General features: G+C 32.8%; 16 protein-coding genes. 10 read left to right on the forward strand and 6 right to left on the reverse strand.

Going from position 1 to position 13408, the window contains the following annotated elements; all coding sequences use genetic code 11:
- Positions 1-126: 126 nt before the first annotated feature.
- The 4 genes from HM984_RS13690 to yajC all read left to right on the forward strand — a co-directional run bounded on the left by HM984_RS13690 (position 127) and on the right by yajC (position 3343).
- A complete protein-coding gene (locus HM984_RS13690) occupies positions 127-1230 on the forward strand; it encodes a Glu/Leu/Phe/Val family dehydrogenase (RefSeq protein ID WP_115811866.1) in 1104 nt (367 codons plus the stop codon).
- A 107-nt stretch (positions 1231-1337) separates the two neighbouring features.
- The gene (nusB, locus tag HM984_RS13695) at positions 1338-2282 is read left to right on the forward strand and encodes a transcription antitermination factor NusB (RefSeq protein ID WP_245940371.1); all 945 of its coding nucleotides are present in this window, start codon (positions 1338-1340) and stop codon (positions 2280-2282) included.
- A gap of 173 nt (positions 2283-2455) precedes the next feature.
- The gene (locus HM984_RS13700) at positions 2456-3028 is read left to right on the forward strand and encodes a DUF1573 domain-containing protein (protein WP_115811864.1); all 573 of its coding nucleotides are present in this window, start codon (positions 2456-2458) and stop codon (positions 3026-3028) included.
- Between the two features lie 24 nt (positions 3029-3052).
- On the forward strand, positions 3053-3343 hold the full coding sequence (gene yajC, locus HM984_RS13705) for a preprotein translocase subunit YajC (RefSeq protein ID WP_115811862.1): 291 nt from the start codon (positions 3053-3055) through the stop codon (positions 3341-3343).
- Positions 3344-3375: 32 nt separating this feature from the next.
- Here the strand turns inward: yajC and HM984_RS13710 are convergent, their stop codons facing one another.
- The 5 genes from HM984_RS13710 to HM984_RS13730 form a co-directional block, all read right to left on the reverse strand.
- A complete protein-coding gene (locus HM984_RS13710) occupies positions 3376-3615 on the reverse strand; it encodes a DUF1801 domain-containing protein (protein ID WP_179349546.1) in 240 nt (79 codons plus the stop codon).
- A gap of 10 nt (positions 3616-3625) precedes the next feature.
- Complete coding sequence (locus tag HM984_RS13715; protein ID WP_179349547.1) at positions 3626-4351, reverse strand: SMI1/KNR4 family protein; 726 nt, start codon at positions 4349-4351, stop codon at positions 3626-3628.
- A gap of 59 nt (positions 4352-4410) precedes the next feature.
- Complete coding sequence (locus HM984_RS13720; RefSeq protein ID WP_179349548.1) at positions 4411-4776, reverse strand: DUF2200 domain-containing protein; 366 nt, start codon at positions 4774-4776, stop codon at positions 4411-4413.
- 133 nt (positions 4777-4909) lie between these two features.
- Entirely contained in the window at positions 4910-6139 is a 1230-nt protein-coding gene (pepT, locus tag HM984_RS13725) for a peptidase T (protein ID WP_115811859.1), read from the reverse strand.
- Between the two features lie 21 nt (positions 6140-6160).
- On the reverse strand, positions 6161-6991 hold the full coding sequence (locus HM984_RS13730; RefSeq protein WP_179349549.1) for a universal stress protein: 831 nt from the start codon (positions 6989-6991) through the stop codon (positions 6161-6163).
- 137 nt (positions 6992-7128) lie between these two features.
- On the opposite strand from HM984_RS13730, the gene HM984_RS13735 reads away from it, so the two are divergent.
- From HM984_RS13735 to HM984_RS13760, 6 genes are all read left to right on the forward strand, one after another.
- Complete coding sequence (locus tag HM984_RS13735) at positions 7129-8163, forward strand: quinone-dependent dihydroorotate dehydrogenase (protein ID WP_179349550.1); 1035 nt, start codon at positions 7129-7131, stop codon at positions 8161-8163.
- Positions 8164-8165: 2 nt separating this feature from the next.
- Positions 8166-8783 (forward strand): LysE family translocator, encoded by a 618-nt coding sequence (locus tag HM984_RS13740; protein WP_179349551.1) that lies wholly within the window; start codon positions 8166-8168, stop codon positions 8781-8783.
- Positions 8784-8927: 144 nt separating this feature from the next.
- Positions 8928-9791 carry a hydroxymethylglutaryl-CoA lyase gene (locus HM984_RS13745; RefSeq protein WP_179349552.1) on the forward strand — a complete coding sequence of 288 codons (864 nt, stop codon included), beginning with the start codon at positions 8928-8930 and terminating at the stop codon, positions 9789-9791.
- 204 nt (positions 9792-9995) lie between these two features.
- Positions 9996-11153, forward strand: coding sequence for a porin (locus tag HM984_RS13750; RefSeq protein WP_179349553.1), 1158 nt, complete (start codon positions 9996-9998; stop codon positions 11151-11153).
- Between the two features lie 26 nt (positions 11154-11179).
- Complete coding sequence (locus tag HM984_RS13755) at positions 11180-11701, forward strand: FMN-binding protein (RefSeq protein ID WP_179349554.1); 522 nt, start codon at positions 11180-11182, stop codon at positions 11699-11701.
- A complete protein-coding gene (locus HM984_RS13760) occupies positions 11701-12207 on the forward strand; it encodes an Aq_1264-related membrane protein (RefSeq protein ID WP_179349555.1) in 507 nt (168 codons plus the stop codon). The genes HM984_RS13755 and HM984_RS13760 overlap by 1 nt, the downstream gene beginning before the upstream one ends.
- 96 nt (positions 12208-12303) lie before the next feature.
- Here the strand turns inward: HM984_RS13760 and HM984_RS13765 are convergent, their stop codons facing one another.
- Entirely contained in the window at positions 12304-13401 is a 1098-nt protein-coding gene (locus HM984_RS13765; RefSeq protein ID WP_179349556.1) for an HmuY family protein, read from the reverse strand.
- Positions 13402-13408 lie beyond the last annotated feature (7 nt).

Genomic DNA, 13408 nt, shown 5'->3' on the forward strand with positions numbered 1-13408 from the left:
ACTTTAATACCTCAAAAGTATTATGATAATCGCATTTAATAGTTAATGTTTTGCTAATCCTTTAATTATGATTTACTTTTGCATGCTGTTTTTAGAATATATTTAAACGCCCTTAAATTAACAAAAATGACTTCAGATATTATTACTGCAAAAGAATTGAAAAAAATGGATCCTGTTTTTGGACAACATTCTTTTGATGACCATGAGCAAATTGTTTTTTGCAATGACAAAGATACTGGTTTAAAAGCTATAATTGGTATTCATAATACAGTTTTAGGCCCAGCATTAGGTGGTACTAGAATGTGGAATTATGCAAACGAGTGGGAAGCACTTAATGATGTATTGCGCTTGTCTAGAGGTATGACATTTAAATCTGCAATTACTGGTTTAAATCTTGGTGGTGGTAAAGCCGTTATTATTGGCGATGCTAAAACGCAAAAAACACCGGAATTAATGAGGCGATTTGGTGAGTTTGTACATTCACTAAGTGGACGTTACATCACAGCAGAAGATGTTGGTATGACCACTGAAGATATGGATACAGTGAGAGAGGTGACTCCTTATGTAACCGGAATTTCAGAAAGTAAAGGAGGAGCTGGTAATCCGTCTCCAATTACTGCTTATGGTGTTTTTATGGGAATGAAAGCTGCTGCCAAATTTAAATTTGGTTCAGATATTTTAGAAGATAAAAACATTTACGTGCAAGGTATTGGTAATGTAGGTGAAGCGCTTGTTGAACATTTGGTTAATGAAGGTGCTAATGTCACTATTGCGGATATTAGTCAAGAACGATTAGAAGAAGTGCGCTCTAAATACGGAGTTACAATTTATGGTGGTAATGATATCTACAGTGAAGAGATGGATATCTATGCACCTTGTGCTTTAGGAGCGACCATAAATGATGATACTATTTATAAGTTGAAAGCAAAAGTAATTGCTGGAGCTGCAAATAATCAGTTGGCAGAAGAGAAAACTCATGGTTTAATTTTGCAAGAACGTGGTATCGTTTACGCACCAGATTTTTTAATTAATGCAGGTGGAATTATCAATGTTTATGCAGAGTTAGAGAATTATGATAGACAAGAAATAATGCGAAAAACGGAGAATATTTATAATACGACGCTCGAAATTTTAGATAATGCTAAGGTGAATAATCTTACAACGCACAATGCGGCCTTAAATATTGCTAGAGAACGTATTGAAACTCGTAAGAGAGAAAACTTAAAATAGTCTCAATTATTTTCGGATATAAAAATTAAATAATAGTATTTTTGCAGGGTGAATCTTTAATAGGTTCACCTTTTTTAATAACCAATACTAAAAGTGAGTTCTTACACATGCTAAACCGAAGACACATCAGAATTAAAGCTATGCAATCCATGTATGCTTTTAAAGGTACAGAGAGTGATGATTTAATAAAAGAACAAAAGTTTTTGTTACACAGTTTAGATAGTATGTATGACCTATACTTATCGCTTTTAGCGCTGCTGACAGAACTGCATAAGAAGAGTAAGAATCATAATGATAGGCTACAAGGTAAACTTTTAGGAACGGAAGCCGATAAAAATCCGGATTTAAAGTTTCAAGAGAATCAACTATTACATCTTATTAGTAGTAATACAATGTTGCAAGATGCCATTGCTAACAAGAAGTTGAATTTTTGGGATTTAGATTTTGAGTATGTCGATATTCTTTTTAAAGCGATTTTAAAAAGTGACATTTATCAAAACTACACAGAAGACGCAGAGCCGAGTTTTAAGAAAGATAAAAGCTTTGTAATTGATGTTTTTACGGAAATCATAGCTCCAAACGAGAAACTTTACGATTTCTTTGAAGACAAAAAGATTACATGGGTAGATGATTTACCAGTGGTAAATACAGCCATGTTAAAAGTATTGCGTAAACTAAAGTTAACGTCACCAGAGACGGCCTTGTTACCAAGTTTGTATAAAGACGATGATGACAAGGAATTTGCAATTGAGTTATTTAAAAAAACGTTTTTAAATAGTTCTAAGTTCGCAGAAGAAATTAACAAGAAAACGACTAATTGGGATTCTGAGCGTTTAGCAAGTTTAGACGGTGTATTGTTGAAAATGGCACTTTGCGAATTTCAAAAATTTCCTTCTATTCCTCATAAAGTTACGATTAACGAATATCTTGAAATCGCTAAAGAATACTCAACACCAAAGAGTAGTTTGTTTATTAACGGGATTTTAGATAAGATTGTAAAGGAGTATCAATCTGAAAATATTCATCCTAAAGCTGGAAGAGGTTTGATGTAATGTTCGTTAATTTGAGTAGAATCTTATTGAGGTCATATAATTCAGTTGAATCGTAGTAATTTAGAAAGTGGTTTCTTACTAAGAATATGTTAACAAGGACTTAAAAATTTTAATTCCTTAAAATAATCATTAACTTCGTAAGCTGAAACAATTTTTAACAAAAAAAGAGAATAATGAAAAAAGTAATTTTAGGACTTAGTGCATTATGCATGGTAGCTTTTACATCTTGTAAGGATGACGCTGCGAGTAAAGTTAAATCTGAAAATGTTGCTGTTGCTGCAGAAAGAGATGCTAATGCTGGTGATTTTGCAGTTTTAACTTTAGATAAAACAGAACATGATTTTGGTACAATAGCCGATGGAACTCCTGTTGAAACAGTTTTTAAATACACAAACACCGGAAACTCTATGTTAGTGGTAAGTGATATTAAAAGTACTTGTGGATGTACTGTACCAACAAACTATACAAAAGAAGTTCAGCCAGGTGAAACAGGTCAATTTACTGTAAAGTTTAACGGTAAGGGTAACGGAAAAACAACAAAGTCATTAACGATGGTAACGAATACTGAAAAAGGTCAATTACCAGTTAAGATTACTGCTTTTATTGAAAAAGATCCAAATGCACCTGCTGCTGCAAAACCAGCAACACCAAGTATTAATCCTTTAGCTACAGATAATGGAGCTGCTGCTGCTGCACCTAGAAAATATTCTACGCAACCAGGTCACGAAGGACATAATCACGATTAATTAATAATTATTATAAATTTCTGAATGGAAGGATTAGGATCATTTTTACCGTTTATCGCTATTTTTGCAGTGATGTATTTCTTTATGATTGCACCACAAATGAAACGCTCTAAACAAGAGAAAAAGTTTGCAAGCGAGTTAACACGAGGAACTCGTGTAATTACTAAAAGCGGTATGCACGGAAAAGTTGTAGAATTAAATGATAAAGATAACAGTTGTGTTATTGAAACATTAGCAGGGAAAATTAAATTTGACCGTTCTGCTATTTCTATGGAAATGAGTAATAAGTTAAATGCACCAGCTGTTGTAAAATAAGCCGGTTTGTATCATAAATTATAAAAGACTGTTCATTTATTTTGAGCAGTCTTTTTTTTTGTTTTAAATTTTACCAACAACCAACAACCAACAACCAACAACCAACAACCAACAACCAACAACCAATTACCATTTAGGCAGTAGGTTGGCATGCTCCATTTTATGGTTTCTTCTAATTCGGTGGTATTCATAATACGTCGCAAAATGCTAAGTGCATCTGCGAAGTGCTGATTGACTTCAATGTATTCTTCTACTGAGGTTGCTTTTTTCATTGGAATTGGTTTAGCTTCCGAAAAGGCGTTTAAAGAATCCTTTTTTACTTTTTTTAATAGCCCAAATTAATTCTCTTGGATGACGTTTTATTTCACTATTAGGTCCAAATTTCCCCCATGCAAAACCTGTTTTATTTTTAGCATTTCTTAGATCAGCTATAACCCAATCATTACCTTTTAATTGATTAAAAAATGGAAAATAAGATGTGTTAGCTTTTTCAAAATCGATTTTATCGAATAATTGACCTCCGTTTTCCCAGATATCATAAACAACTTTATCATGGATATCATTGAGGTAATTGTCTGTAGGTGATTCATGAAATTCTAATAAGCTACTTAAAAAATCATTTAGATTATCAGCGTAGCGTATAAACACAGCCGGATCGTGGCAAGCGTAATATACATGCCCTAATGAGCCATCATTTAATATATCTAAAACCCAATGATTACCAAATCCATCGTGTCCTAAAGTCACAGAAAACGGGCATAATTCATTGAATCCAAATTGTCCTATTGAAGAAAAATCAATATCATCTAAACCGTAATCTTCCCAACCACGAGTCTCTTTTAAAACATCAATGAGTTCATTGTCAATGGTATGATTGGGGAATAATGGTTTTAGTTTTTCAATTTCTGAAGCTGTTAGACCATCTTTAAAATCTAAGGTATAAGTTTCGCCATCTTCATCGGTAAAGGTTGAAGATTTTAGTTTTTTAAGAATTGCTATATTATTCATGTTTCGAGTTTGCTTCGTATTATATACTATGCTGATTATTCAAAAGTTGGTGATGTGAATTATGCGCTACGTAATATCTTTTCCATTTTTCGTCCTTTTGCTAATTCGTCAACTAATTTATCTAAATAGCGTACTTCTTTAGTTAGTTGAGTTTGTATATCTTCAATTCGGTACCCACAGATAACCCCTTTAATAAGATGTGCATTTGGGTTTAGTTTTGCTTTTTCGAAGAAAGTTTTAAACGTGACTTTATTCGTGATGAGTTCTTGTAGCTTAGTGTCATCAAAGCCAGTTAACCATGTAATCACTTGATGTAATTCTTCTTTTGTTCTGCCCTTCTTTTCAACTTTTGTAATATAATGCGGATAAACCGATGCAAATGTCATTACAGCAATGCGTTCGTCGTGTTTTGGTGTTGTAGTCATAATGAATGTATTGTAATTGAAAACTAAAGTATTTTGGTTCTTAAATTTAAGCATAAAAAAAAATAAGCAGTAAACTAAATGCTATAGTTTACTGCTTATTGAAATTATTATGAGTCTTTATAAAGGACTGAAACTATTTTTCTATAGCCGTTAACTCTGCGATTTTACAAATAACTTCTACAGCTTTTTGCATACTTTCTACGGGTACATACTCATAACGTCCATGAAAATTATGACCACCTGCAAAAATATTTGGGCAAGGTAATCCCATATAAGACAATTGAGACCCATCAGTTCCTCCACGTATCGCTTTGATTAAAGGAGTTACACCAACAGCTTTCATTGCTTCTTCTGCAATATCTACAATATGCATTACAGGTTCCACTTTTTCTTTCATGTTGAAGTATTGATCTTTTATTTCAATCTTAAAAACTTCACTTTCGTATTTAGTGTTTAAATCAAAGACCACTTTTTCCAATAAAGCTTTTCGAGCTTCAAACTTATCTTTGTCATGATCTCTAATAATATATTCGAGCGTTGTTTCTTCAACATCTCCTTCTATATTATGTAAATGGAAAAACCCTTCGTAACCTTCTGTACATTCTGGTGTTTCTAATCGTGGTAAAATATTAATAAACTCTGAAGCATAATACATGGAGTTGATCATTTTACCTTTTGCGTAACCAGGGTGTACAATTTTACCTTTCACTTTTACTTTAGCTCCTGCAGCGTTAAAGTTTTCATACTCTAATTCTCCAACTTGGCTACCATCCATGGTATAAGCCCAATCTGCACCAAATTTTTCAACATCAAATTTATGCGCTCCTCTGCCAATTTCTTCATCAGGAGTAAAACCAATTTTTATGGTTCCATGTTTAATTTCAGGGTGATTAATAAGGTATTCCATAGCTGTTACAATCTCAGTAATACCAGCTTTATCATCAGCACCTAAAAGGGTTGTACCATCTGTTGTTATTAAGGTCTGACCTTTGTAAAGTAATAAGTCGTCAAAATAATCTGGAGACAAAATAATATTCTCTTCAGCATTAAGAACGATATCTTTTCCGTCGTAATCATTAATAATTTGAGGTTTCACATTAGCACCTGTAAAATCTGGAGAGGTATCAAAATGAGATACAAATCCTATAACAGGTACATCGTGACTGACATTACTTGGTAAGGTTGCCATGATGTATGCATTTTCGTCAATAGACACATCACTTAAGCCAATTGTTTTTAATTCTTCAACTAATTTATTGGCCAAGTCCCATTGTTTTTTGGTACTCGGAGTGGTTTCAGAATTAGGATCAGATTCAGTGTCTATAGTAACGTAACTTATAAACCGATTTATAATATGCTGCATAAAATTATTTGTATTTAAAAATTAAAGCTTAAAGGTAATAACTGGAAGTTTAGAATGGTTAACGACATCTTCAGAAATACTTCCACCAAAGAAATGACTTAGACCTTTTCTTCCATGAGTAATCATTGCTATGGCATCAGCTTGTTGTTTTCTAGCAAAATTTGAAACACCATCTTCCACATTGTGATCTGATATGCGCGCAATGGTAACGTCGCTTTCGTTTAATTTAGCCAACTTTAAGAACGTTGCTATTTTCTCATCAATTTCATCAGTACTTAAAAAGGTTAAGTTTGGTGAGTTAATATGTAATAAAGTCGTTTTTTGACCTAATTCAACTAATAATTCAAGTGCCTTTTTAACAGCAGGCACACTTTCTTCAGAAAAATCTGTAGCTAAAACGATATGCTCAAAATTAACAGATTTTGGTTTAGACTTTATAACTAATACAGGTGTATTACTGTAACGTACAACTTTTTCGGTGTTAGAACCTGTAAAGACGCCATCGTGATCACTGTGTCCTCTAGAACCCATAACAATTAAGTCTGCTCTAACATCAGCGGCAACTTCTGCAACTTCTTTTAAAACTTTATGATATTTAACCATTGGTGTAACTTCAAGACCTTCAAGATAAGGTTGATCTAAAAAAGCTTCAAACTTTTTATTGGCAACCATTAACATAAACGCATTTTCTTCACCTCTTTCAGCGCTAGAAGCAGAAAAAATAGACTCAGACATTTCTAACATATGCATTACTATTAATTCTGAATTGTGCTGTTTTGCTAGTGCAGCACCAGTTTCTAAGGCGTATTCTGAATGTTTTGAAAAATCGACAGGAACAATAATTTTTTTCATGATAATTTGATTTTGGTTAGTGTTTCAAAGTTACATAAATTAGAAAGTATAAATTATGATAATTGACAGTTTATGAAAAAATTAATAGTTCCTTTTTAAGGAATAGATGCTTATTTTTACAGCGTAAAATCATTCTCATGTACAAAGCTTTAGTCAGACCCATTTTATTTCTTTTCGATCCCGAAAAAGTACATTATTTTACCTTTTCGTTAATTCGGAATTTATCTAAAATACCAGGAGTTAAGAGTATTTTTAAAGCCATGTATGTTGTTGAAGACAAACAATTAGAGCGTGAATTGTTTGGATTAAAATTTAAGAACCCTGTTGGTTTAGCAGCTGGTTTTGATAAAAATGCCGTTTTATATAATGAATTGGCCAACTTCGGGTTCGGTTTTATTGAAATAGGAACAGTAACTCCAAAAGCACAAGAAGGAAATCCTAAAAAACGCTTATTCAGACTAAAAGATGATAAAGGCATTATTAACCGCATGGGGTTTAATAATGACGGTTTGCAAGCCGCTATTTCTCAATTAAAGAAAAATAAAGGGCAACTCATCATTGGTGGAAATATTGGGAAAAATACCCAAACGCTTCCTGAAAATTACACGAAAGATTATCTGGAGTGTTTTAATGCCTTACATCCTTATGTAGATTATTTTGTACTTAACGTCAGTTGTCCAAATGTAGGAAGCCACGCTAAATTAAATGATAAAGATTATTTGTTAGAGCTGATTTCTACGGTACAAGAAGCTAATGCTACATTTAGTAAGCAGAAACCCATTCTACTTAAAATTGCAACAGATTTAAACGATGTGCAATTAGATGAAATTGTAGAATTAATTGCAGAAACAAATCTCGATGGTGTTATTGCAAGTAATACCTCTATTGACAGAACAGGATTAAAAGCGAGTGATGCACGACTTAACGAGATTGGTAATGGTGGTTTAAGCGGACAACCAATTAAAGATAAATCGACTAAAGTCATTCAGTACTTAGCGGATAAAAGCAATAAATCATTTCCTATTATTGGAGTAGGAGGTATTCATTCTGCAGAAGATGCTTTAGAAAAAATAGCAGCTGGTGCTGATTTGGTTCAGGTGTATACCGGTTTTATTTATGAAGGACCTTCTCTAATAAAACGCATTAATAGATTGATATTGAATAATCAATAATTTTGAATTTCGAAATTCTTACCGCATTTATAGGAGCCACAATAGCTTTGGCATTCGCTCCAGGACCAGATAATATTTATGTCTTGGTCCAAAGTATTAGTCATGGTAAATCTTACGGTATGGCAACCGTTAGCGGTTTAATTACAGGTTGTATAATTCACACGACTTTATTAGCCTTTGGTGTTTCTGCTATCATAGCAGCAAATGAAAACCTATTCTTTGGTATTAAACTTTTAGGAGCGATTTATCTGTTATACCTAGCTTACAAAGTCTTTAAATCTGATGCAAGTCTTAATTTTAATTCCGAACATGTGCCTAAGAAAAGTCTAAAACAGTTATTTGTTCAAGGTTTTTTTATGAATGTTTTCAATCCAAAAGTGACCATTTTCTTTTTAGCGTTTTTTCCAGGGTTTTTATTTAGTGAAACGATGAGTACCGTTTGGCAGTTTTATATTTTAGGAGGCCTTTTTATGTTGGTCTCTTTTATTATTTTTTCTATTATAGCGTTGCTCGCAGGTCAAATTAAAACCTACACCTTAAAGCATAAAAATTCAGGCTTAGTTTTAAAATGGCTTCAGATTGTGGTATTTGTAGGGATTGCGGTTTTTATTCTCATTTAGAAAGATATTCTATATGACTTATGTTAACACATTGAGATAGTTATCGGAATCTCTAATTTAGAAGAATCATTTATGCTAATTATTATCGCCTTCAAATTCTATTTCGAGTTCAATTTCAATTTCAATTAATGTATATTTGAACTAATGAATAAAGCGGTTAAAATAATAGAATGTCCAAGAGATGCCATGCAAGGCATTAAGGCTTTTATACCTACAGAAAAGAAAGTACAATACATTCAATCGTTACTTCGTGTTGGCTTTGATACTATTGATTTCGGAAGTTTTGTATCTCCAAAAGCAATTCCGCAAATGGTTGATACGGCTGAAGTTTTAGCACAATTAGATCTGAGTAAAACGGAAAGTAAATTGCTCGCTATTATAGCAAATACAAGGGGAGCAAACGATGCTTCGGTGCATTCTGAAATTGATTATTTAGGATTTCCATTTTCTATATCAGAGAACTTTCAGATGCGTAATACTCATAAAACCATAGCACAATCTGTTGTGACCTTGTCTGAGATTTTAGAAGTCGCAGACAAAAGCAATAAACAAGTTGTGGTTTATATTTCAATGGGTTTTGGAAACCCTTATGGTGATCCGTGGAATGTAGATATCGTAGGGGAGTGGACGGAACGCTTATCTAAAATGGGAGTTAGTATATTGTCATTAAGCGATACCATTGGAAGTTCAGATCCAGAGAATATTAACTATTTATTTTCAAATTTAATTCCCGAATATTCAAACATAGAATTTGGTGCACATTTGCATACCACACCAATGTCTTGGTTCGAAAAAATTGACGCCGCCTACAAAGCAGGTTGCCGACGTTTTGATGGAGCTATACAAGGTTTTGGTGGTTGCCCAATGGCAAAAGATGATCTTACTGGTAATATGCCAACTGAAAAAATGTTGTCTTACTTTACGCAGAAAAAAGCGCATAATCTTAATGCTATGTGTTTTGAAAGCTCTTATAATGAAGCGACTAAGATTTTTACTAAGTATCATTAGTAGTAGATTCAATTTTGTAATTTTTTTGTTTTCTAATTCAATACTTAAAATGAGTAAAGACTTAAAATTCTATGGTTTAAGTCATCATTCACTACAAAGTTTATTTAAAATTAATCTAAATAAACTTTGTGTAATTACTATTCTGTTTTAAATTTGCAGCTTAAAATGAAAAATAATTCATATCAAGTCTAAATAAGAATAATAATGAAGAAAATTACCCTTAGTCTTATCCTTTTAATTGCATCATTTACATATGCGCAAACTGTTCCAGATTCGTTGTCTACTAATCCACAAACGCAACAAAATGCCGCACAGCGTATTTTATCAGGAAATATAAATACAGGTGTTACAGTTGGTGGTTATGGAGAGATAACATACAATCAACCAGAAGCTGATAATGGTGAATTAGATGTACAACGTTTAGTATTACTTTTTGGTTATAAGTTTAACGACCGTGTGCAGTTTGTTACAGAAGTTGAATTAGAGCATGTAGAAGAAATTTTTGTAGAGCAAGCCTTTGTGCAATATAGTTTAACTGATAATGTAAACCTTAGAGGTGGTTTAATGTTAGTGCCTATGGGAATAACTAATGAGTATCACGAGCCAACAACTTTTAACGGAGTTGAAAGACCAAGTATAGACAAAAGTATAGTGCCAACCACTTGGAGAGAAATTGGTTTTGGTGTTTCAGGTCGTTTAGATAATGTATCATTGCGTTATCAAGCTTATGTTTTTAACGGTTTTAAATCTGTAAATGGTTCTAAAGTTTTAGGAGGATCAAATGGATTAAGAAATGGAAGACAAAAAGGAATTCAATCTACAGTAGACTCACCAAACTTTGCTGCTAAACTAGATTATTATGGCTTACCAGGTTTGCGCTTAGGATTGTCTGGATATTTTGGGAGAACACAAGCCGAAGATGAAATTGAAGATATTGATGGTACTAGTGTTGGTATTTCTATGATTGGCTTAGATGCACGTTATGCTTACAAACGTTTTACAGCAAGAGGTCAATTTATACATGCCAGTATTTCAGATACCGAAGATTATAATACACTTAATAGTGCAGATTTAGGTAGTGCATTACAAGGTTGGTATGTTGAAGGTGCTTATAATTTATTACCGCAAAACAAGGAACAACAATTATTTGCATTTGCACGCTATTCGGATTACGATACACATGCTTCTGTTGAAGGTGCGTTAGTAAAAAATGATGCTTACGACAGAGATGAATGGACATTTGGTTTAAGTTATAAAATTGCACCAGGAGCTGTTGTAAAAGCAGATTATCAATTTTTTAATTATGCAACAGATGAAGATAGTCCTAACCAATTAAATATTGGCTTAGGAGTTTGGTTCTAATTAAAACAATTTAATACTATTGCAATATGAAATTAAGTAGCATTATCATTTTAGTACTATCTATTCTTGCTTTTGGATTGCCTAAAAACATTCAAAAGAAGGTAGATTCTGAAATAAAGAAAACGTACTCTGTAGAATCATTTTCTTTCGATGCTAAAATAATAGCTTCTAATGTTGCAAAAGAATTACCTTCAAAATTTGGTGCTGATAATTTTTTCGAAATTAAAAAAGACACTAAACCTTTAGGATATGCATACGTGTCTAAAGCACCAAGTAAAACAGATCAGTTTGATTATTTGGTCCTATTAGATCCTAATTTAGTTATTGTTAAAACGAAAGTTTTAATTTATCGTGAAGATTACGGAGGAGAAATAGGAAGTAAACGTTGGTTAAAACAGTTTATTGGTAAAACAAAGGATGATGAGTTTAGATATGGTGATAATATCGATGCTATTTCTGGAGCAACCATTTCAGTAAGATCCATGACAAATGCTATGGATGACTTAATGAAGTCCTTAAAAATATTAAGTGATAAAGATCTCATATAATGATAGTAAATGGCCTCATTGAAACATTTCCAAAGGAATTAAAGCTGCTTATTGCAGCTTTTGTTATTGTATTAAGTGTTGGTTTTTACACCGGGCTTTTATTTGTAGGTGAAACATCTTCAGCAAATCCTAATGGAATAGAAGAACAATACTTAGGTAACGAAGATGATGAAGAAGCTGATGTAATGAGGTTTAAAAAAAGTGAACAAGAAATGCTCACTTTAGTCCACGGACATATTCTATCTATGTCAATTATTTTCTTTCTAACGGGCTTAATTTTAGTAACATCAAGACTTAATTCTAAGTTAAAAATCTTCTTATTAGTAGAACCTTTTGTTTCTGTAATTTTAACTTTTGGAGGACTTTTCCTTTTGTGGAAAGGCATGTTTTGGGTAAAGTATGTAGTTATGTTTTCTGGTTTATTAATGACATTGTCTTATACAGTTGCTGTTTTTATAATTCTGAAACAATTAGTAAGATCACCATCACGTTATAAACAATTATAGAATTAATTATTAGGGTAATCATTTAGATTTTTACATGATAATATAAAAAAGCCTTCATTGAAAAATGAAGGCTTTTTTTATATCTATTTTAAAAGTTTATTGTAATAAACTATATACAAATTCAGGGTGACCACGTTCTCCTTCTGCATTTGTTAAGGCTAAGAATTTCAATTTGTAAAGATTACCATCTGTATCATTAATTATATAAAAGACGTTTTCTTTAAGAGAAGGTAACGAACCTGGTCCTCCACCGTTTCTCCAGCTGCTTCCTACACTTCTTTGATCATTAGAAAAATTAGACGCAGTAACATCATTTATCGTGAAATTGTCATAAGATAGTTCCGTGTTTTCTTCAGTATCTATCCTATAAATATCTACGTTAGCTAGGTTATTTGAAGCTACAAAATCTCCATAGAAATAAGCACCATAACTATCTGGTCCGGCGAAAACTTCATCCGTAAAGGTTGTAAAGTTTAAATCCCAACTTGAAGATGTTGGTTCAACGTTAACAATACTTTCTGTAGTAAAGCTAAAGAATGTAAAGTTATAGTTGCTGTCTTTAGAGATTGTGATTTCCTCATGTGTAGTGGCGTCCAAGTCGGCATATTGAATGGTGTAGTCATTCCCATTTCTTAATACTCGGATTTTTTTCCAACCTCTTTCTTCATCTTTTAAATCAACAGAGCCAGTTGCAGGTGTTTCTGTACCTACTTCACTACCTAGATTAATCAAATATACTTTGTTTTCAGAGTCTGTAGCAGATATTTCACTGATGGCAGTACCATATATGTTTCCGTCAAAAGCATCAACAAAAGCTAAATTTGCAGTATCAAAAATACCAACTTTAGCTAGAGGTTGTAAATCTATTACTTCTTGAGTTGTTGAATTTACGGCATCAATATCATTAAATGATAATTCTGCTGCAGCCATTTCTATAGAGCCATTAATAGCAACCCTGAAATCTGAACCAGAGTAAAATCCTAAGTCCCAAGAATCACGTTGCGCTGATGTCGTTGTGTTTGTACTTAAATCAATATAAACTTGGTTTTGTTGATTAGGGCCTCCAACTTCTGGAGCTATAGAAGCACCTTCAATCACAATAGTAAGCGGGCCAGAAACGTCGTCGTCGCTACTACAGCTAGAAAATGCAATAATACATAAGCATAAAGCCATTTTTAAAAATTTATTTGTCATAATATTT

The sequence above is a fragment of the Winogradskyella pacifica genome, assembly GCF_013403915.1.
Taxonomy (GTDB): domain Bacteria; phylum Bacteroidota; class Bacteroidia; order Flavobacteriales; family Flavobacteriaceae; genus Winogradskyella; species Winogradskyella pacifica.

Excerpts from the sequence above, each read along its gene's own strand:
- HM984_RS13690 (WP_115811866.1), top strand. The coding sequence starts at position 127 with ATGACTTCAGATATTATTACTGCAAAAGAATTGAAAAAAATGGATCCT.
- nusB (WP_245940371.1), top strand. The coding sequence starts at position 1,338 with ATGCTAAACCGAAGACACATCAGAATTAAAGCTATGCAATCCATGTAT.
- HM984_RS13700 (WP_115811864.1), top strand. The coding sequence starts at position 2,456 with ATGAAAAAAGTAATTTTAGGACTTAGTGCATTATGCATGGTAGCTTTT.
- yajC (WP_115811862.1), top strand. The coding sequence starts at position 3,053 with ATGGAAGGATTAGGATCATTTTTACCGTTTATCGCTATTTTTGCAGTG.
- HM984_RS13710 (WP_179349546.1), bottom strand. The coding sequence starts at position 3,615 with ATGAAAAAAGCAACCTCAGTAGAAGAATACATTGAAGTCAATCAGCAC.
- HM984_RS13715 (WP_179349547.1), bottom strand. The coding sequence starts at position 4,351 with ATGAATAATATAGCAATTCTTAAAAAACTAAAATCTTCAACCTTTACC.
- HM984_RS13720 (WP_179349548.1), bottom strand. The coding sequence starts at position 4,776 with ATGACTACAACACCAAAACACGACGAACGCATTGCTGTAATGACATTT.
- pepT (WP_115811859.1), bottom strand. The coding sequence starts at position 6,139 with ATGCAGCATATTATAAATCGGTTTATAAGTTACGTTACTATAGACACT.
- HM984_RS13730 (WP_179349549.1), bottom strand. The coding sequence starts at position 6,991 with ATGAAAAAAATTATTGTTCCTGTCGATTTTTCAAAACATTCAGAATAC.
- HM984_RS13735 (WP_179349550.1), top strand. The coding sequence starts at position 7,129 with ATGTACAAAGCTTTAGTCAGACCCATTTTATTTCTTTTCGATCCCGAA.
- HM984_RS13745 (WP_179349552.1), top strand. The coding sequence starts at position 8,928 with ATGAATAAAGCGGTTAAAATAATAGAATGTCCAAGAGATGCCATGCAA.
- HM984_RS13750 (WP_179349553.1), top strand. The coding sequence starts at position 9,996 with ATGAAGAAAATTACCCTTAGTCTTATCCTTTTAATTGCATCATTTACA.
- HM984_RS13755 (WP_179349554.1), top strand. The coding sequence starts at position 11,180 with ATGAAATTAAGTAGCATTATCATTTTAGTACTATCTATTCTTGCTTTT.
- HM984_RS13760 (WP_179349555.1), top strand. The coding sequence starts at position 11,701 with ATGATAGTAAATGGCCTCATTGAAACATTTCCAAAGGAATTAAAGCTG.
- HM984_RS13765 (WP_179349556.1), bottom strand. The coding sequence starts at position 13,401 with ATGACAAATAAATTTTTAAAAATGGCTTTATGCTTATGTATTATTGCA.